16 protein-coding genes are annotated in these 19,160 nt (G+C 62.8%); 5 read left to right on the top strand and 11 right to left on the bottom strand.

Going from position 1 to position 19,160, the window contains the following annotated elements; genetic code table 11:
• Window positions 1–74 precede the first annotated feature (74 nt).
• The 8 genes from QX204_RS27545 to QX204_RS27510 are packed head-to-tail and all read right to left on the bottom strand — an operon-like array spanning window position 75 to window position 8,726.
• The gene (locus QX204_RS27545) at window positions 75–1,142 is read right to left on the bottom strand and encodes a BtrH N-terminal domain-containing protein (RefSeq protein ID WP_062984879.1); all 1,068 of its coding nucleotides are present in this window, start codon (window positions 1,140–1,142) and stop codon (window positions 75–77) included.
• A 49-nt stretch (window positions 1,143–1,191) separates the two neighbouring features.
• Window positions 1,192–2,028: an SDR family oxidoreductase gene (locus QX204_RS27540; protein WP_062984877.1), complete on the bottom strand. Its 837-nt coding sequence runs from the start codon at window positions 2,026–2,028 to the stop codon at window positions 1,192–1,194.
• Window positions 2,025–3,551, bottom strand: a complete 1,527-nt coding sequence (locus tag QX204_RS27535; RefSeq protein ID WP_062984875.1) for an aldehyde dehydrogenase family protein — start codon at window positions 3,549–3,551, stop codon at window positions 2,025–2,027. Before QX204_RS27535 ends, QX204_RS27540 begins: the two co-directional genes overlap by 4 nt.
• Window positions 3,548–4,273: a transglutaminase domain-containing protein gene (locus tag QX204_RS27530; protein WP_062984873.1), complete on the bottom strand. Its 726-nt coding sequence runs from the start codon at window positions 4,271–4,273 to the stop codon at window positions 3,548–3,550. Before QX204_RS27530 ends, QX204_RS27535 begins: the two co-directional genes overlap by 4 nt.
• Window positions 4,270–5,736, bottom strand: coding sequence for a cytochrome P450 (locus QX204_RS27525; protein WP_062984871.1), 1,467 nt, complete (start codon window positions 5,734–5,736; stop codon window positions 4,270–4,272). Before QX204_RS27525 ends, QX204_RS27530 begins: the two co-directional genes overlap by 4 nt.
• Before the next feature lie 58 nt (window positions 5,737–5,794).
• A complete protein-coding gene (locus QX204_RS27520; RefSeq protein ID WP_062984869.1) occupies window positions 5,795–6,997 on the bottom strand; it encodes an NAD(P)/FAD-dependent oxidoreductase in 1,203 nt (400 codons plus the stop codon).
• Window positions 6,994–8,382: a cytochrome P450 gene (locus tag QX204_RS27515; RefSeq protein ID WP_062984867.1), complete on the bottom strand. Its 1,389-nt coding sequence runs from the start codon at window positions 8,380–8,382 to the stop codon at window positions 6,994–6,996. The genes QX204_RS27520 and QX204_RS27515 overlap by 4 nt, the downstream gene beginning before the upstream one ends.
• Window positions 8,383–8,405: 23 nt before the next feature.
• Entirely contained in the window at window positions 8,406–8,726 is a 321-nt protein-coding gene (locus QX204_RS27510) for a 2Fe-2S iron-sulfur cluster-binding protein (protein WP_019050196.1), read from the bottom strand.
• Window positions 8,727–8,844: 118 nt separating this feature from the next.
• Between QX204_RS27510 and QX204_RS27505 the strand changes: the two genes are divergently transcribed.
• Window positions 8,845–9,846 (top strand): helix-turn-helix domain-containing protein, encoded by a 1,002-nt coding sequence (locus QX204_RS27505; protein WP_062984985.1) that lies wholly within the window; start codon window positions 8,845–8,847, stop codon window positions 9,844–9,846.
• Window positions 9,847–10,375: 529 nt separating this feature from the next.
• Here the strand turns inward: QX204_RS27505 and QX204_RS27500 are convergent.
• Window positions 10,376–11,044, bottom strand: a complete 669-nt coding sequence (locus QX204_RS27500; protein WP_062984865.1) for a TetR/AcrR family transcriptional regulator — start codon at window positions 11,042–11,044, stop codon at window positions 10,376–10,378.
• A 128-nt stretch (window positions 11,045–11,172) separates the two neighbouring features.
• Between QX204_RS27500 and QX204_RS27495 the strand changes: the two genes are divergently transcribed.
• The 4 genes from QX204_RS27495 (at window position 11,173) to QX204_RS27480 (ending at window position 14,933) form a co-directional block, all read left to right on the top strand.
• Complete coding sequence (locus QX204_RS27495; RefSeq protein WP_062984859.1) at window positions 11,173–12,771, top strand: MFS transporter; 1,599 nt, start codon at window positions 11,173–11,175, stop codon at window positions 12,769–12,771.
• Complete coding sequence (locus QX204_RS27490) at window positions 12,768–13,217, top strand: universal stress protein (protein WP_062984857.1); 450 nt, start codon at window positions 12,768–12,770, stop codon at window positions 13,215–13,217. Before QX204_RS27495 ends, QX204_RS27490 begins: the two co-directional genes overlap by 4 nt.
• Window positions 13,218–13,239: 22 nt before the next feature.
• On the top strand, window positions 13,240–13,782 hold the full coding sequence (locus tag QX204_RS27485) for a PaaI family thioesterase (protein WP_062984983.1): 543 nt from the start codon (window positions 13,240–13,242) through the stop codon (window positions 13,780–13,782).
• Window positions 13,783–14,024: 242 nt separating this feature from the next.
• On the top strand, window positions 14,025–14,933 hold the full coding sequence (locus QX204_RS27480) for a protoglobin domain-containing protein (RefSeq protein WP_170112136.1): 909 nt from the start codon (window positions 14,025–14,027) through the stop codon (window positions 14,931–14,933).
• Window positions 14,934–15,935: 1,002 nt separating this feature from the next.
• Here the strand turns inward: QX204_RS27480 and QX204_RS27475 are convergent.
• Window positions 15,936–17,441 (bottom strand): flavin-containing monooxygenase, encoded by a 1,506-nt coding sequence (locus tag QX204_RS27475; protein WP_084503717.1) that lies wholly within the window; start codon window positions 17,439–17,441, stop codon window positions 15,936–15,938.
• On the bottom strand, window positions 17,438–18,367 hold the full coding sequence (locus QX204_RS27470) for a ferritin family protein (protein WP_062984851.1): 930 nt from the start codon (window positions 18,365–18,367) through the stop codon (window positions 17,438–17,440). The genes QX204_RS27475 and QX204_RS27470 overlap by 4 nt, the downstream gene beginning before the upstream one ends.
• Window positions 18,368–19,160: the final 793 nt, after the last annotated feature.

Below are 19,160 nucleotides of genomic sequence, written 5' to 3'. Positions count from 1 at the left end.
CTCATTCAAGAGTGTCTTCGAACGTAGGCGATCTGGGGGTTGATTCGCCGCTGGCCGGCGACATGGGGCTGCTGTCAGCGATCCACAGCCGTCAGCGAACTGGAAGCAGCCTCCAGGGACGCGACCAGGTCCAACTCCAGCTCTGGCAGTTGGCTAGCGGCCGAGGCCACCCCGGCCAGGCGAACTCGTATATCAACGTCGCGGCGGATACCGGCACGCGCAGTGGCGGTCCACGCCTGCGCACAACGGCTGGCCGCTACGGCGAGTTGAGCGGTGGCGGAGTCCCCGGTCAGACGAGCGACATCTGCGCAGCCATCGGCTAGCAATCGGCGGAACAGCCCGCCGCCAGTACCTGCCTTCTCAATGAAAGCGCTCAGGCTGAACAGGAGAGTCTCGAGGTCGTCCACCGGAAGATCGGCCCAGGTCTGAATGTCGGCCGCCAGCTGCACCGCCGCGGCCAAGCCCTCCGCACCGGATGCCGCTGTCCTGAGATCGACGATCCCGGGTTGCGATGGGCGGCGCATTCCGGCTGCGGACTGTCGAAATGCCTCCGCCGCTACTTCCGCCACGTCCGGCAGCGCACTCGGCCAGCTGATGCGGTATGTACAGTGGCGCGTCGGTTGCGGGAAAGACTTCGAGGACCGCGCCCGAGCCAGTGCATCGAGCGGGACTTTCTGCACCTCGGCGCGGTCATTGTCTACGACAAAGGCGATCCCCTCGGCCTCGTCGTGACCGATCACGACGATGTCGTGGCGACTCATCTGGAACTGGACGCGGAGGTACGGCAACTCACCGATATCTCCCCATACCAGGCTGGGTCTGCCTGCTTCGAGCTCGTCGAGAACCCATGACCACCCCTCTCGGGGATCATCGGTCGTGAGAACCTGGACTTGCGCGCCGAGTCGGCGGGGCAGATCAATTTCGAAGTCGGCGCCTCGTCCTACCAGGTACAGCGGTGGAACGAGGTCGCTTGACCGGAGGTACGATAACCCCAGTGCGCCGCCGAGAGCGAACACCAGACCTTCGTCGGGCGGCCCATCCCACCCCAGTCCATGCCAATGCAGAAGATCCCGCATAGCGCCAGAACCGCAGTGTCCCCCCATCTTGTGCGGGTAGTCATCGACCAGGGTCCTGCGGGGCATGTGAATCCTTCCGGGTGAATGAGGGGGCCAACGGGGATCGAAGACCGGGTCAGTGGGTCCGGATTCTGTCCAGGTAGGCCTGGCGGGCCGCTGTGTCGACGCCGTCGAGAAATACCGAGTCCGTGCCCAGCGCGGATCCGAGCCTGGCGGTCAGCCAGCCAGGGACGAACTTCATCGCCGCGACCAATACGCCGGCCAGGCGAGTGACGCGTACGAATGGACGCGGGCGCTCGATAAGATCGGCTGTCGCACGCGCGATCTCCTCGGGCTCGGCATTGCGCAGTCCCTTGGCACCAGCGGTTCCCGCGACGAGCTCGGTGTTGGTGAATGTGGGCCTAACGGTGGACAGCTCGACGCCTGACGTGCGGTACTCGTGCCGTGCCGCCTCGGTGAATCCGATGACCGCGAATTTGGTACCGCAATACGTCGCCAGTCCAGGCACAGCGAGCTCGCCGGCCAGCGACGCGGTGTTGATGATGTGCCCAGCGCGCCGCGGCAGCATTCGCTGAAGGGCTAGTTTGGTCCCAAAGACGACTCCCAGGACGTTGATCTCGACCTGCCTCCGGGTCACCGTGTCGTCTTCCTCGTGTACGTGACCAGTGGGCATGATGCCCGCATTGTTGATCAGCACGTCGAGGGGGCCGAGCTCTTCCTCGACCAGCTCGAGAAATTGCCGAAACGAAGTGGGGTCGGTTACGTCGAGGTGGGTAACGATCTTCACGCCGAGTTCGGTGGCGGCCTCCTGAGCGCGCTTCTCATCGACATCGCCGATGGCGACGCGGTGGCCTCGTCGAATCAGCTCCTTCGCGGTCTGGTAGCCGATGCCGCGGGCCCCGCCGGTGATAGCTACGGTCTTTGCGGCGGTGCGGGCACGGTGTGTCGTCACTTGCTGTTCTCCTTGTTGAGGCCGAGGCGCTGCCATAGGCCGCGACCGGCCGCCGCGCGCAACACTCTTCCGGCCATGGCCGCGCGCCGCGGGGTGTACGGGTACCAGGTGAGTTCTCGCGACAGGACAGGGATCCGTGGCTCTGTCACTGCCTGTACCCGGCAGTACTTGCGTAGCCCGTGAGCTCCGCCGAGCCGAGCACCGATGCCCGAGGCCTTCCATCCACTGTGCGGCAGTGTGGTGGCGAACAGGTTGCTGAAGACATCATTTATGTTGACAGCTCCCGCGTTTAGCTGTAATGCGATGCGCTGAGCACGAGCATGGTCTCGGGTCCACACCGTCGCAGACAAGCCGTACGCCGAGTCGTTGGCCAGGCGGATGGCCTCGTTCTCATCCGCGACCTGCATCACCGGAATCGTGGGACCGAAGGTCTCCTCGGTCATGCAGGCCATCGTGTGGTCGACACCGACCAGGACCGTCGGAGCGTAGTAGTTTCCGACCGCACTCCGAGTTCCGCCAGCCAGAACCCGCGCACCTGCCACCACTGCCTCGCTGACGTGGCGATCGGCAATGTCGACCTGCCTCGCGGTGACCATTGCGCCCACGTCGCGACCGGCCGCACCATGGGCGAGGGACCGCACACGTTGGGTCAGCCGCGCCACGAACTCGTCGTAAACCTCAGATACCACATACACCCGCTCGACAGAGATGCATACCTGTCCCGCGTTGAACAGAGCGCCCCACGCGATTCCCTCCACCGCACGAGCAAGGTCGGCGTCCTCCAGCACGATCGCCGGATCTTTGCCGCCAAGCTCCAGACTCATCGGCTTCAAATGCTCGGCACAGCGGATCGCGACCGCACGCCCGGTGGCGGTCGAGCCGGTGAACTGTACAAAGTCAGCGGCATCGACCACGGCTGCGCCCGAATCGCCATCACCTACAACGTGCGCCAGAACCGCGGGGGCGCCGATCTCGTGCCAGCCCTCGATGATCCGCGCGCACGTCAGCGGCGTCTCCTCCGAGGACTTCGCCAGGACCGCGCAGCCTGCTGCCAGCGCGGGCGCTGCGTCCATGAGGAAGAGGGTGATCGGGAAGTTCCACGGCATGATCATGCCGACGACCGGGAAGGGGTGATAGGTCGTAGTGAGTCGTTTCGACAAGGTCAGCAGGCTCGAGGACCTGACCTGCTCGCCGGCGAGAAACTTCGCGGCATGGTCGGCGTAGTAGCTGATGAACTCGCACGATGCTGTCGTCTCCACCAGGGCGTCGGGACGCACCTTGCCTGTCTCGGCTTGCAACAAGTTGGTGAGCTCGTCGGTGTGATCAAGGATCCAGTCCCGCCAGCGATGCAGCCATTTGGCGCGTTGGCGTGGGCCGGCTTCGGCCCACCCGACCTGAGCGTCTCGAAGATCAGCAGCGACGAGACTTACTGTCTCGCGGTCGTCGACAGCGACGGTTGCGATGAGCCGACCGTCGGCGGGGTTGCGCACGTCCAAGACGCCCGCTGGGATCGTCGCGCTCATCGGACCTCCGTAGGTGAATGGGGATCGCGGGCGATCCCGTCGGGATGGGTGCGGTGGGCGGGTGTATCGGTGAAAGCGTCAGCGATCACCTGGGGCCGCTTGAAGATAAGAGGCCCATAGGTGCGGCGAAGTTCGGCCAGGATCGCGTTCAACGGCAAGTCGTCGTAGACGCCCCGCTCGCGGACGTACTCCATATGCTCGGCTCCGTCGGCAGAAAAGGCGTGCAGTAGTGCATCGCGATCGCCGTCGAAATCCACCGGCGGCACACCGAAACGCGCACACAACTCGGTGTTGAACGCGGGCGTCGCCTTCAACCACCGGCCGTCGATATTGAGGAGGCTGTAACCGTGATAGACGAACAGGTCTGTGCCACCCATGAGCGCTCGCAACGCGTCTGTCTGCAAGTGATTGCGGACGTCAGCGAAGCCAAGCACCGCAGGGATCCCCGCCGCACGGCACACCGCGGTCAAGAGCACCGCCTTCGGGACGCAATAGGCGCGCCCGGACTCGAGGACGAAGCTCGCGCGATAGTGGGCAGGGTCGTCAGACACCGTGTAGGGGTCATACCAGACCCGGTCGCGAACGGCGGCGAAGAGACGCTTCGCCTTCTCTCGGCCGGTGCTCGCGTCGCCGATCACAGTGGCGGTGAACTCCCGGACTAACTCGTGCTCGATGTCGAGGAAGTCGGTCGCTGCCAAGAATGTCATCCGGTCCGTTTTCATCTGTGCTCCAGGTCTATCGGCAATCCGTCGACGGGAATTGGGAGCGAGGTGTTGTCCCACCTGGCTTCATACTGGTCAGGGACCGTCCAAGTGTAGGTTCGCAGCATGTGATGCAGGATCGCCTTCACCTCGAGAGTGCCGAAATGCAGGCCGATGCACTTGTGCACGCCTCCTCCGAAGGGGATCCAACCGAGGCGATGATTCCGGTCCTCATGCCGCGGCTCGGTGAAGCGGTCAGGGTCAAAAGTGTCGGGATCGGTCCAGTACGACTCATCGAAGTGGTTCACCGCCGGAGCCACGGCTACCAGTGTGTTTTCGGGGATTTGGTGTCCGGCGATTTCGACATCCTCGATGGTCTTACGCATCATGATCGGCACGGGCGCCACCAGCCGCAGCGTCTCCTTGATCACCAGGTCGAGAGTCTTCAGCGCGTCCAGGTCGTCGATAGTTGGGCGACGTCCGCCCAGTTGGTCGGACTCGGCCCGAGCCCGTTCCTGCCAAGCTGGATGCTTGGCGAGGAAGTAGACGGCAGCGGTGCTGGTGATGGTCGAGGTGTCGTGTGCCGCCATCATCAAGAAGATCATGTGGTTGACGACGTCCTCATCGGTGAAAGCTTGACCGTCGGCCGTGCGGGCATGGCACAGCGCCGCAAAAAGGTCCTCTCCCTGGGCGCTCCGCGCCGCCGGCAGGTGGAAGGTGAAGTAGTCCTCCAGGAGCGCACGCCCACGGACTCCGGCCCGCCACCGAGTCCCCGGCAGCGGGAAACGGATGATCGAGCTGGCCGCACGCACGGCCGCCACGAAGGCATCGTTGATGGCGTCAGTGTCCTCACTGCCACCCCGATCCGCCATGAAGACCTTCGTTGCTACGTCAAGGGTCAGGCCCTTCAGCAGTGGATAGATGCGTGTGGACTGGCCCGCTGGCCACGCGGGAATACCGGTCTCGAGCGGCGGCCCGAGCTGGTCCACATAGGCGGTCAGGCGGTCGCGGGTGAACGCCTCCTGCATGATTCGTCGATGCATCCTGTGCTCGTCGAAGCTCATCAGCATCAGACCCCGGTGAAAAAAGGCGTCGATGAGATACGCCCACCCGTCCTGTGAGAACGATTTCGCCTTGACGGTCAGCGCCTCCTGCATGGCATCTGGACCGGCCACCATCACAATCTTCGTGCCGAAGGCGCCCATCCATGAGACGGGCCCGAATCGCTGGTACCTGGCCCGGGTGAAGCTGGATCCGAAACGGATGTAGTCCAGGGTGTGACCGAGCACAGGCAGACCAGCGGTCCCTCGGATCGGCTTGAGGCCCGACCCTGCGGGGGGCATTGCCAGCTCACGGACAGGCCACTGATCACTGGCCCGCAGGAGGGCCACATCGACCCGGCTCGGCAGTGGCGCCAGGAGGACTGACGAGAGTCGCTCCCGACTCTTCGCCAGCGGCAGATGGATGGCGTACGTCACTGACATTCCTTTCTGAATGCTGTTCGCACGCAGTCGTCGTGCGAGTCGCCTGAGAGTCGGTCACTCAGGGCGAGCCAGCGAGCACCAGTTCTGCCCGGCTTATGCGAAGCTGCTGGGTGATGGCCCGCTTGCTGAAGATGAAGTCACGGGGGCGATTGATGCAGTCGGCGGCAATCAGCTCGCCAGCACGGAGGTAGAAGCATGTGAATTCGCGGCCCCGGGTAGGATCCCCGCTGAGTACGACTTCGTCGTAGCCGGTGTTTAGACCGGCGATCTGGAGCTTGAGATCGTATTGATCCGACCAGAACCATGGAAGCGCAGCTATGTTCTTTGACTTCCCGCAGATGGTCGCGGCAGCGACCTTGGCCTGCTCGCCCGCGCTGGGTACAGATTCCAGGCGTATGCGACGGCCGTAACGGGCCATGTCGTGACTGGCGCAGTCCCCAGCGGCCATGATGTTGCGGTCGCTGGTCCGACTCTGGCCGTCGATCACGACCCCGTTGTCGACCAGCAGACCCGCGTCGGCGGCGAGTTCGGTATTCGGCTCCACGCCGATGCCGACAATGACGAGGTCGGCAGGAATTGATTCGCCGCTGGACAGGAATACCTCTCGGATCCTGACGTCTCCGGATAGGGCCTCGACTAGCGCGCCTGTTCGGATGTTCACGCCCTCCTGTCGGTGAATTCGGTCGAAGAACGCGGATACCTCGGGGGCTGTGACCCGTTCGAGGACGCGTTCGGTAGCCTCGAGCACAGTGACCTGCAGACCCAGCGCACGCAACGAGGCGGCCGTCTCCAGTCCGATATATCCGCCGCCGATGATCACGACCCGGCGCCCCGGGCTGCTTTCCTCTCGGATCATCTCGACGTCCGCCGCGGAGCGTAGGTAATAGACCCCGGCCAGGTCGACACCGGGCACGGGGAGTCGACGGGGGCGAGCGCCCGTGCACAGTGCGAGCTTGTCGTAGGGCACTTCGTCGCCGGTGCTCAGTGAGAGCAGGCCAGCCGAACGGTCGATCGCCTCCACCGTTGCATCCACGAGTTGGATTTCCTGCTTGTTATAGAACTCGGCGCTGCGAATCGCGAGCTCGTCGAGGGTTTGCTTCCCTGCCAGGTATGCCTTCGACAGCGGAGGGCGGTGGTATGGTAATACCGCCTCTTCTCCAATGATGGTGATCTCGTCGGTCCATCCTTCTTGGCGCAGACTGCCGGCGAGTTGGACCCCGGCGTGGCTGCCCCCGACGATGACGGCCCGCCGCGTGGTCATATGCTAGTTTTCGGGGTGAGACGGACCATCATCTTGCTGATGCCCCGCACAAAGTTGGACTGCACGTACTCGGGCTCCTCGACAACCTCGATACTTTCGAAGCGAGGAAGTAGCTCCTCCCAGAGGATCCGCAGCTGCAGCTCGGCGAGCCGGTTGCCCATACAGCGGTGAACACCGAAGCCGAAGGCTATGTGGTTGCGGGCGTTTGACCGGTCGATGATGAAATCGTCGGGGCGTTCGAATACTCGCTCGTCGCGGTTTCCCGAGGCGTACCACATCACTACCTTGTCGCCCTTGCGGATGAACTGCCCGTTAAGAACGGTGTCAGCTCTGGCGACACGGCGCATGTAGGCAAGCGGAGTTTGCCATCGGATGATCTCCGAGCACATGTTGGGGATCAGGTCGGGGTTCGCTTTCAGCTTCGCGAACTGTTCAGGGAAGCGGTTGAGCGCAAGAACGCCGCCGCTCATCGAGTTCCGGGTCGTGTCGTTCCCTCCGACGATCAGCAATACGAGGTTGCCCAAGAACTCCATCGGGCGGTCGATCAGGTCCTTGGTATTTTCATTGCTTTGCAACATCGTGATCAGATCGAATCCGGGCTGCTCCCCAGCGGCTGTCCGGGCCGCTTTGTCGTGCCAGAGAGCGCTGAGACCTCTCGCCATGTCGCGCATGCCGGGGAACACCTCGTCGTTGTCCGATGGCCCACCGTTGGCCTGCTCCAGCGAGGTTGCGAGATCCGACCAGTAGACGAGCTTGTGACGTTGCTCGTACGGGAAATCCAGCAGGGTCGCAAGCATCCGCGCGGTCAGTTCGATCGAGACGTTCTGCACCCAGTCGAACGGCTTATCTACGGGTAGATCGTCGAGCACCTCTTGGACGCGCGATCGAATCAGGCCCTCCATCTCGCGCAGGTTCTTCGGCGCGACCACGCCTTGAACAGCGGCCCGCTGTGCGTCGTGTCGTGGCGGGTCCATCGCGATGAACATCTCGATATCGAGGAAACGGGGCGGAGCCCCGATAACGATGAACGGCTCAGCGGAGAAGAGTTCGTGGTTCTTGTCGACGGCCACGATGTCAGCATGCCGCGTCACGGACCAGAACGGACCGAACGGACTGTCTGGCTGATAGTGGACCGGGGCCTCGTTTCGCAGGCGCGCGAAGTAGGACTGCCAGCGTCCCTGGCGGTACAGGAAAGGGTTGCTGAGGTCGATGTCAGCGAGCGCGACTTCTTCGACTGGCGGGATGGGCCTCTCGACGAAGAGCTTCTCCCCGTTCGTTCCGGTCATCCATCGGCGAGTCTTGTCATATAGGTGTGCACCCTGGATCTGTAGATCCATCGGGATGGTCGACTGAACCTTGGCGGTGATTGCTCCGGGAATCTTCATCGCGTCGTATCCGTTTCTCGCCGTTACATCTGGAACTCGGGTAGGTGGACGATCAAGCCGTCCCAGGCCGTCGATGCCATCATCTGGCACGACAGCCGGGAGGTCGGCTGGCGCTCGGGGTTCATCGCGAGCATCTCCTCCTCATCGGCGCCGGAACGTCCGACCTGCTCGATCCACTGCGGATCGACAACCACATGGCAGGTGCCGCAGGCAGCTTCGCCTCCGCAGTCCCCGTCGACGCCGGGCACAGCGTTGTTGGTCGCGACCTGCATCAGCGACTGGTCTTCCTCGATCGGCGCCTCGTGCTTCTCGCCGTCGTGGGAGACAAAAGTGACAACTGCCATAGCCAACTCCTCGATGCGTTGTCCTCAATGTGACTTGGTCCAAGTGTTGTCGAACACGGGTTCGGAGGCTATGTTCGGCAGAGTCAGAAATTTGTGAATTCGGCTCAGAGAGACCATGGTGAACCTCAACGACGAGGGCGTGCCTCCGCTCATGTTCGTGCAACTGCTCGAGAGCCAAGCGCTCGACCCGGACGCCGCCGCTCGGCTTCGCGACATCATGGCTCGCGAAGGAATTGACGAGACGACGTTGATCCAACGCAATATCCAGGCCCCGATACGGTGGTTTCGCGAGGTCTACCCTGCACTCGATGTCGACCAGGCAACTTCGCTCGGCTTCGCGTTCGCCGAACAAGCTCAGTTGACATCCTTCGGCCCATTGAGTTTTCCGCTGGTCAGCGCAGGCTCGGTAGCTGAGATCGTGGAGCTGCTCACCTATCTGCCTTTGATCTCGACGGCTCTCAGTCCGCAGTTCCACCCAAGTGACGAGGGACTCACCGTCGGGCTCGCCGCGCACACAGGCGATTCGGCGCTGAACTGCCTGGTCGTCGCGTATGGCGGGTCGGCACTCCTGCGCCTGCTCGACATGCTGGCCGGCGATATGCCGACCGTGACACTCCATCTGAGCTGGTCAGCGCCGAACTTTCTAGCCGATAATGAGGACGCCCTAGCTGGGCGGTTGTTCTTCGACGCTCCGACGTCATTCCTTAGTGTCCCGGCGGACACTCTCAACGAGGTATGCAGGTTCTCCGATCCGGTCGCCTATCGACTTGCCATCGTGGATCTGCAACGAACCCTCGACCAGCGAAGTAAAACCATGTCTTTCTCGGAGAAGGTACGACGGCTGCTGGAGGAAGATCCTGGAAAGCGGAGTAAAGACTGGGTCGCGCACGAGCTGTCGATATCGACGAGCACACTCAAGCGGCGTCTATCCGGGGAGGGGACCACCTTTCGCGAGTTGCGCGAATCATTTCTGCGTGACCGTGCGATGCTGCGGCTACTCGACCGATCGATGTCGGTGAGTGAGATAGCTGCCGATCTCGGATATAGCGACCTCGCGAACTTCTCGCACGCCTTCAAGCGATGGACCGGTCGCTCTCCCAGCGAATTTCGACACGAATAGGACCACCCGTCCCGTCGTTGGTGGATGGAGTCTGCGCGAACTGGTGCAGATCGGTTGGGGCTGGCCCCAGGCAGGAACCCGCTGCGGCATACGACAAAAACTCGCGACTTTGCCGAAACCGTGCAGAACTTTGCCGAACTCGTTGCTGCAGCCAACGGCTATCAGCGGCGTAGCCAACACCTAACACGGCGAGTAGTGAGTCGGCACCGGTCTGAATGATCTCAGCGCGTTGCCACCAGGATCCTGTCGGTGACGGCTGCGCATGAGATGGACGGAGTCGAGTCTCTCAATCGTGAAGCACATCGACTCGGTTAGCCAGCCCTAACTGGTCCAGTTGCGATGCGATGCAGGACTGCAGCACGAATCGATCGTGCCCCGCATCCAGGGCCGGTGTTGACGAGAAGGCGACGATCGGTGCCGAACCGACAGTCTTACCCGCTAGGTGGAGGGGATCGCCGGTGAGCTGGGTACTTGATCTTGTCGGCCTGCTTCGAAGCGGCTCACCCGTTATCCACGGGCGGGTATTCGGTCACTGGCACTGATCGGCGGTCGGTCCGTTTCCGACCGCGACCCTTGGGTGGGTAGCGAGAAAGTTGTCGACCAGTTGGGTGCAGTCGTCATGATCGATGGTGCGTAGTCCGGTGAGGCGCGCGAACACGATCGGGCCGAGGAGTTCGATGATGGCGAACGTGGTGTCGAACTCGCCGAGCATCGCCCGCGCGTCGGGGCCGGTGAGGATCCGGTCGAACGGCTGGCGATATTGCTCGATGACGCGGGCACGCAGCGAGGTTACCGCTGCCGGGTCGGTGTGGTCGTCGCCGATCGATCCCATCGCCAGCCAGGCCAGCGTGGTCATCTGCACTGGGGCTTGTTCTACGAGGTCCGCCTGAGTAGTGAGTAGCGCGATGAGTTGATCGCGCACGGGCCCGTCGCCGGTCGGTGTGTCGACATGGGGAAGCAACCGTTCGAAAGTTGCCGCGAGCAGTTGGGTGGTGCTGCCGAAGTGTCGATAGAGAGTGGCGCGCGCGACCTTCGACACGCGGGTGACGGCATCGACTGTGACCGCTTCGACCCCGCCGGTGGACAGCAGATGACTGGCCGCGTCGAGCAACCGGTTGCGGGACCGCGCCAGCCGAGGATCGGCCTGCTCGTCGGCTACGGTGCGCGGATCGGCCGCGGCAGAGTCCGGCTCTGTCATGGCCGCCCCTTCCTCGATTCGTATCGCTCAATTTGATCGTGCGTGGACGTCATCTCGCTCGCCGACCCACTATGATACTAATAGTCTCACACAGAGACTATCGATCTACAACGGCGGGAGGTGCACCGGTGAACACTTCCCGGACGGGCGCTGTCGAGATCGCCCGGTGGACCAGGGCCCAATACTGGGTGCTGGCAGTATCGTGCCTGGGGGTGGCGCTGGTCGTCGCGGCCATGGCGGCGTTGTACTCGGCGTTGCCTCAGATTGCAGTCGCGACCGGGGCGACCCAAGCCCAGCTCACCTGGATCGTTGACGGCTACACACTGGTGCTGGCGTGTCTGGTGTTGCCCGCCGGAGCCATCGGTGACCGCTATGGGCGCCGCGCGGTGCTGGTGGCGGGACTGGCGGTGTTCGCGGCCGCCTCGGCGTTGCCGCTGGTGCTGACCGACCCGGTGTGGCTCATCGCGGCACGCGCACTCGCCGGTGCTGGCGCAGCGTTAGTGATGCCATCGACCCTGTCGATTCTGACCGCAGGCTTCGCACTAGCTCATCGCGGCCGAGCGGTGGGGGTATGGGCGGGCGTCGCCGGATCCGGAGCTGTTCTGGGGATTCTCGGTGCCGGGATGCTGCTTGAGCGGTGGTCGTGGCAATCGGTATTTGTCGGGCTGACCGTGGCGGGGATTGTGCTGGCCGGGTTGGCTTGCACGATCGCGGAGTCTCGCCAACCCGAGCATCCGCCGGTGGACGGAATTGGCGCGGCGACGGTGGCTGTCGCGATCGCGGCGATCGTGTTCGCCGCGGTCGAGGTTCCCGCACGCGGCTGGGCCGACCCGCTCGTCGCTGTCACCGCCGGTGTCGGAGTCGTGGCGGCGGTGGCGTTCGTGGCCGTGGAGCTACGGATCTCGGCACCACTGTTAGACGTGCGGTTGTTCGGACGCCGAGGCTTCGGTGCTGGCTCCCTGTCCGTGACCATTCAGTTCCTGGTCACCTTTGGGGTGTTCCTACTGCTGGTCCAGTACCTACAGCTGATTCTCGGATACGGGCCGCTGGCGTCGGCCCTGGCGCTGGCGCCGATGGTGGCGCCGCTGGCCATGATTTCCGTGATCGCGCCTTGGCTCTCGAGCATGGTGGGATTGCGGGTGATGACCGTGACTGGCCTTCTCACCATCGCTGCCGGGCTGGTGCTGGTGAGCCGGTTGGACCTCGCCGCGAACTACCTCGACCTACTGTGGCCGCTGCTGATCATGAGCGCGGGCCTGGGATTGTGTACCGCCCCGGCGACTTACGCCATCGTCGCCGACACCCCCGAGGCCAAACACGGGGTCGCCGCGGCGGTGAATGATGCCGCCCGCGAGATCGGCGCCGCGATCGGGATCGCCGTGGCCGGCAGCGTGCTGGCCGCCGGCTATACTCAGCGTATCCAGCCCGCCCTACCCCGCCTGCCCGAGTCCGCTCGCGAACCCGTTGCCGATTCCCTGGCCGCCGCCCTGCAGGTCGCCGAGAAGGGCGGACCAGCGGCCCAGCCGCTAGCCGAGTACGCCAAGGCCGCGTTCGTGCACGGCAGCGGCGAGGCCGCGCTGGTGTTGGCTGCTATTACCGCCGCAGGCGCGATCGTGCTGGCTGTGCTTGCACCCGGGCCCACCACTCGCCGATGCCGCGCACAACCCTCGTGCACGATGGCTCCTGCCTCTCGCACGTCCCCTACCCGCGAAGGACGCCCGGCATGACGGCCTATCGCACGATCCTTGTGGATACCGATGGATCCGATCGCTCCTACCGCGTGGTCGACCGCGCCGCCGAATTGGCCCACGCCACCCACGCCCGACTGGTTATCGTCGGCGTCCGCCACCACATCGACGAACGCACACTCGGAGTTGACCTCGACCGGCTGGGACCCGAGGCCTACCGGCTGCGCGGCACCAACCCGGTCGAAGCGATATTGCGCACGGCCTGCCAGCACGCCCTAGCGCACGGCGCCATCGACATCGACACCCGCATCTTGTCCGAACCCACTTTGCGTGCCCTATTGCGCCTTGCCGCCACTGCGGCGCCGGACCTCATCATCACCGCCGACTTGTGCCGGTCGAGTCCGCTGGCCCGGCTGCTGTCCAATACACCGACCGAGCTCGCACGCAGAGCTCACTGCGACATCCTTATCGCCACCACCCAATGACACACATATGCAGAAAGCACCCATGAGCCGCACATCCGATACCATAAGATCCGTATCGTCCGAGGCCGAGGAGAGTACGCCCCTCTTCCCTGTGGTTCCGCCGGAATGCCAAGACTTGCCGCCCCATCATGATCATTGCCTCGGTTGTGGGCCAGCCAATCCGCACGGCCACCAGTTGAGCGTCCGACGTGACGCGGAAGGTGTCTACGCCCGTCACACGTTTGACTCCCGCCACGTTGGCGCCCCAGCGATCGCCCATGGCGGCGCAGTCGCCACCGTCCTCGACGACCTGTTCGGGTTCCTCCTCTACACCGTGGGAGAACCCGCCGTCACCCGCCACCTCTCCATCGACTACCTCTCCCCGGTTCTACTCGACACCCCGTATATCGCCCGCGCCCATCTTCATTCCCGCCAGGGTCGCAAACTGAACCTTCGGGCCACCATCGAAGACGACCATGGCCACATGGTTACAACCGCTACTGCCCTCTTTCTCGTCGTCAACATCGACCACTTCTTCCTGGCCTCACAGCGTGCCACCTCTTCAGACGTGCCACCAACGGCCTAAGCGGCGATCACGTACTGTGGCCGGCGCGATCAGGCGATGAGGACGACTTGGGTCGGGACCGCTATGCCGCCAGCGCACTCTGGGGTGCAGGCTGCTGTGGGACGGTGACCTACGGGCTTCGCTCACGAGTATGCGCTGTCTGACACGATCCGCCAAAACACTACGCACAGGATGCGGCTGTTATGACTCTAATGGGCACGCACGGTCCGGAAATCCCGGAAACGCCAAGCTTCGGTGGCCTCGTGACCACCGATGACATGGTCGCTGCTCGGAAACGATTAATGGAATTCACCGATGAAGACGAGGCATTGCTGCGGCAGTTTAGCGGAGTCGCGACACCCGGTATGGCTGAGATCGTCGACGAACTCCGCGCCTACCTAAACGAACACCGGGACACTGCCGCACTTCTTTCTGGGCGCGACACTGAGGAACAGGTCGAACATCTTCGAAGCGATCACCTTTCCGGTTTGACGGCGGGAACCGTCGATGCTGACTATCTCATCGAGCGTATGCGTATGGCCGCGCGTCACGAGCGACTCGGCGTGAAGCCGACATGGCTTCTCGGCGCGTACAATCGGTTTCTTTGCTCTGCTGCGAGCCGGATCTGTGAATCCAGCTCATCTTCCGATCCCGAGCGTGCGTTGGCGACGCTGCTGGCGCTACAAAGGCTGGTGTTCCTCGATATCGGCCTCGCCGCCGACATCTACCTCGCCAAACGCGAGCACTCGAATCGCGAGCAGCAGAGGGCGGTGAGCGAACTCCCGACTCCGGTACTGCAGTTGATCCCAGGGCTTCTGGTGGTCCCGATCGTAGGAGAATTGGACGATCGCCGGGCTCTCAATTTGACCAATCAGCTGATGGCGCATATCCGCAATTCGAGGGCGCAGGCCGCCGTCGTCGATATCACCGGACTGCCGTCGATCGATCTCGACGTTGCTGCCCATCTGATCACAGCAGTAAAAGCATGTGCGCTTTTGGGTGCGGAGGTTATTTTCACTGGGCTTTCCGCCGAAGTCGCCCGGACGCTTGTCGACATCAGTCCACAGAAAACTACGCTCATTACATTTGTCGACTTGCAGAGTGGGGTCGAGCATGCCACACAGACACTTGGGTACGAGATGGTGATGACGTGGCCATTACGCAATACCTGATTTGGCGAAGTGCTTGGCCAGTTGCGCAGTCCCGGCTGCGGTGGGCGATCCGGCTCACCAGCCTGTGTACGTGCCGACGCGGTGCTGATTGCGAAGTAAGTCCGCCGTCGGTGAAGATGCTCAACAGCAACGTTCGCGCGCACCGCCAAACATGCCGCGCGCAGTATCTGCGGTGGGCCACCGCTGGTATCGTACGGAGCTTCGGCGGCATTCGAGTTCGGGTACCGGTCCTCATAGCTCCTAGCGTGAATCTGCATGTGTCACCGAGACACGTTGCGATGCAGGAAGTTTCGCAGCGGACCTATGTGACGGATGATTGTGGTGGTTAGCGAACCGCAACTCCCAGTGAAGCCGCCGGGAATAGCCAGCCCTCACCACACAGCCCGAGGTTGGTGTTCAAGGGGGAGTGGGGGAGGGCTGTACGTGCTGTCGGGGGCCGCTCATTCTCGGGTTCGTGTCCGGATGACCTTCTGGCGCAGGCTAATAGCTTCTGTCGGTGCGGTTGCTGTGCCGTCGCCATCAGATCAGTGCGGCATCGAGATTCAGGAATCCGTAATGGATGTCGATGCGGCGTGCCCACCGGATGGCCAGGCGCCGGTACCGGGGGAGCGGGCGCAAGTCTGCTCCACGATCCACCGGCCGCAGTGACTTTGTCCCGGGTTCCGCGGCGGGATGTAATTCGACGCAGTAAATCCCCTTGCCTGGACGGCCGAGGCCACTGGGACGGCGGATCGATAAAACTATCACCGACACGGGTTGCGAGCATGTAGTCTGTACGCCGACCTGCGACAGCGCCGGGATCGACGGCCCATTCCCATCGCGGAACCCGAGACAAAGGTCACCGCCAGTCGGCTAGTCGTGGAACAAACCATGGCCCGACCCCACCAATATCGGCGAACGGTGATCGATGGAACGCCGCATCGACATCCACTATCGATTCCTGAATGTCGGTGCCGCAGTATCAGACCGCGACGACTCAGCAACTGAACCTGACAGGAGCTCCTAGGGCACAGCGTGGTAGTCGGATAGGGCGAACTGAGTCATTTGGCTACGGAATTGTCGAGCCAAGCCCGGGAAAGCCGCGGGATTAAAACCATCTTCCCCGACAGGCCAAGTAACGCATCCAGAGTTCCAAGTCGTGCGAGCCAAGTGCCGTTGAACAACCGCGTTGAATCGGTCCTGCGCTGACTTTCGTACATCAATATATCGGAGCCCCCATCGCTCCAGCGTCCGCACCGACTCTACGATGTAATCTATCTGCGCCTCCAGATAGGCTAGGGCTGTGTAGAAATACGGACCGGAGTTCGGTCCGAAAGTGAAATGTAGGTTGGGATACCCAGAAACATGTATGCTCTTGTACGCGTAAACTCCTTCGACCCATTCTTCCTGGAGGAGTCGTGCGCCACAACCACGAACCGGGAATGGTACTCCAGCCTCGCCGGGTGCATCGAAAACGATCGTATCGAAGCGGCGCTCGACGCCATCAACCGTGAGGATTCCGTGCTCCGTAAGCCGAATGATCGGGAAGGTGAGGAGTCTGCAGTTGTCCCGATCTAGAGCCGGTAAGAAATCATTTGAGATGAGCAATCGCGGACGGCACGCCCGGTTGTCCGGTGCGAGCTGCCGTCGCGCCCATCTATCTTTGACCTGAAGCCTCAACTGGATTTTAGATACCTGTTCCAGCGCGGTGGTGAGACCTGTTGTTCGAACCAAACCGTATCCGATAGACTCGTACGCCCAGAAGTGGGCACTCCGGGCTAGATCCTCGGCCAGCGGTAGTTTCTCGAATAGCGAACGTCTCCACCCTGCCGTCCCGTACTGCGGGTGGGGAAGAACCCATCGCGGTGCACTCTGAAATACGGTGACGTGGCGGGCTCGGTCCACCAACTCCGGGATCATCTGGACTGCATTGGTGCCGGTACCGACGACTGCCACCGTCAGTCCGGTGACATCGATACCGGCGTCCCATCGGGTACCGTCTATCTTGTGGCCACGAAAGTCGTCGGCGCCCACGATCTCGCGCCTGCTTGCGTTCGAGAACGGCACAGTCGCCACCACGACCGAGCGGGCAGTGATGCTCTCCTCCTCGCCACTGCTGGTCGAGACACGCACATGCCAGGTCCCTCGAGCCTCGTCGAAGTCGAGTCCGTTTACGTTGTACCCGTAGCGAATCCGTCCATCGAGACCATGCCGGGTGATCACGCCGCGCATGTAGGCGCGGACGTCTACGCCCGGCGTATACCTATGGCTCCAGGCGGGATCCCGCGTGAACCAGAACGACCGCAGTACTGACGGACGACCGCAGGATGCGTCCGGATGAACGCTGTCGCGCCACTCACCGCCGGGCTCAGGTGCGCGCTCGAGAACCACGACGTCCTCGATCCCCGCGCACCGTAATCGGATCGCGGTGCCGATTCCCGAGAACCCGGCACCTATGATCACGACTCGTGTGGGACCGGGAATTGTTTGCCCGGGGTCATCGTCTGTCGGCCGCCCCTCGTCGATCATGCTGCGGCCACCGGTTGGTAAGTGAGCTCGTTGATCCAGGAAGGAGTCGAACCGAGCCATTGTTTAGGGTAGTGCTCAGTGATCGTCAACAGGGCATTGCCGAGTAGTCGATGATAAGGGTGCGACTGGTCCATGACCATTTCACCGTAGTACTTGACGAGTTGGTAGATCGGATTGCGGCGGGTGGCGACGCTCCGGTCACCGATAATGCCGAACTTCCGAATCGCGTCGAAGAGCTTCTGTTCGTCGAGTCCCATCGCGATGATGCTGTCGTGCATACGGGTCAGCAGGGGCAACCCGGTGAGGATGCCGATGAGTAGGGATGGGCGCAGCGCGGCGCCGGCGGCTTCGATCAGCAGTCGGTGTATCGGCCCCGCTCCAATCATGTCCAGCACATGGAAATCCACAGCTAGGTGACGGGACTCATCGGCATTGATCCGCTGAAAGACCTTGTGGCACAGGGGATCCTGGATCTCCTCAAGTAGGAACTTCAACAGTGCTCCGTCGAGTGCCACCTCGAGCATCGGAATCGCTGAGCCTAGTACGGACAGCGGCAGATCATCTGCGTAGCTGTCCAGCCATTCTATGGCTAGTCGGATATTGATATTCGGTTCTGGGATCTCGTCGTCATCGAGCATTCCCCAACGGCGCATGAGGGCCAGCTCGGCGTTTGCGTGCTTTTGTTCCTCGGCCTGGAAGTAGCGGTAGATCTCAGCTAGCGTACTGTCCTTGGTTTGACGGCCGAGCGCGACGAAGGCGCGCGAGCCGACCTGCTCGATCCAGACCAGATCGGACATGAATTGCTTGACCTGCGGGAGCTGCTCGGCCGTTATCGTGTCCGCGCCGGGCTCCGCCCAGTCGAAGTCGCCGAGTGCCCATTGGCGTTGTTTTATGATTTCCAAGGTGTGCGGCAAATCGATTGACATCGCTCTACTCCTTCGCGAATATGGACACAAAATCTTGGCCTGGTGTCCGGAGGCCGTGCATTTCGCAGCGGTAGCCGCTCACGTGTGGCATTGTCGGACAAAACTCTTGGAACTCGTTCCAGTAGACGAAAACGCTCGTCGCTGGCGCATGCTGGCCGTGAGTAATCCGGCGCCGGGCGAAGGCCGCGGCGCAGCGGGGTCTCCTGAAATCGCGGGCCCGTGCGCGCCATTTGCGTCCGTTAGCGAGGTCGAGGCCGGCGAGGGGGGAGGTGTCAGGCGATCGCAGCTGCGATTAGGCGTACGTCCTGGCCATGAATCGACGGGCAGAGGCCCCGCCTCGGGTACTCCGCGATGGCGATTTGAAAGCCGTCTAATCGCGTGGCCGACCACCGACAGGCACGCCATCCATGGTCGTGCGCACCAGGAGAGCGACACCGTCGGGGCGTTCGGCGCACGACCGAGGGCACCGGGAAACGCAGATCGTGCGGAGAGCTCAGACGTCAGTCTGCTGTGGGCGGGCAGTGAACAAGCCGCGAGCGTAGCGGCGTGAACGCAGGGGAGTGTAGGTCCGCAATGCTTGACACCGGGAGCGTGAACTGCGCCACCAAGTGAGCAAGCAGCCCCGAAACACGTGCGCACAAGCGAGACCGCCGACGCCCACACCGCACTTCGGACACCGCTTCCAATGATGACTGTTGCAAGGCCAGAGCACTCCCTCTCCGATAGGGCCAGTCCCGAGGCGACGACATCCGACGATGAGGACCCGCGCGTGTTGGTCCTCATCCATTCGTTC

The sequence above is a fragment of the Nocardia sp. PE-7 genome (assembly GCF_030486425.1).
GTDB classification, from domain to species: Bacteria; Actinomycetota; Actinomycetes; order Mycobacteriales; family Mycobacteriaceae; genus Nocardia; species Nocardia salmonicida_A.
This window is presented reverse-complemented; position numbering and strand designations above follow the sequence as displayed.

Coding starts and splice junctions, on each gene's coding strand:
- QX204_RS27545 (WP_062984879.1), bottom strand. CDS start 1,142: ATGCCCCGCAGGACCCTGGTCGATGACTACCCGCACAAGATGGGGGGA.
- QX204_RS27535 (WP_062984875.1), bottom strand. CDS start 3,551: ATGAGCGCGACGATCCCAGCGGGCGTCTTGGACGTGCGCAACCCCGCC.
- QX204_RS27530 (WP_062984873.1), bottom strand. CDS start 4,273: ATGAAAACGGACCGGATGACATTCTTGGCAGCGACCGACTTCCTCGAC.
- QX204_RS27525 (WP_062984871.1), bottom strand. CDS start 5,736: ATGTCAGTGACGTACGCCATCCATCTGCCGCTGGCGAAGAGTCGGGAG.
- QX204_RS27520 (WP_062984869.1), bottom strand. CDS start 6,997: ATGACCACGCGGCGGGCCGTCATCGTCGGGGGCAGCCACGCCGGGGTC.
- QX204_RS27515 (WP_062984867.1), bottom strand. CDS start 8,382: ATGAAGATTCCCGGAGCAATCACCGCCAAGGTTCAGTCGACCATCCCG.
- QX204_RS27510 (WP_019050196.1), bottom strand. CDS start 8,726: ATGGCAGTTGTCACTTTTGTCTCCCACGACGGCGAGAAGCACGAGGCG.
- QX204_RS27500 (WP_062984865.1), bottom strand. CDS start 11,044: ATGACAGAGCCGGACTCTGCCGCGGCCGATCCGCGCACCGTAGCCGAC.
- QX204_RS27490 (WP_062984857.1), top strand. CDS start 12,768: ATGACGGCCTATCGCACGATCCTTGTGGATACCGATGGATCCGATCGC.
- QX204_RS27485 (WP_062984983.1), top strand. CDS start 13,240: ATGAGCCGCACATCCGATACCATAAGATCCGTATCGTCCGAGGCCGAG.
- QX204_RS27475 (WP_084503717.1), bottom strand. CDS start 17,441: ATGATCGACGAGGGGCGGCCGACAGACGATGACCCCGGGCAAACAATT.
- QX204_RS27470 (WP_062984851.1), bottom strand. CDS start 18,367: ATGTCAATCGATTTGCCGCACACCTTGGAAATCATAAAACAACGCCAA.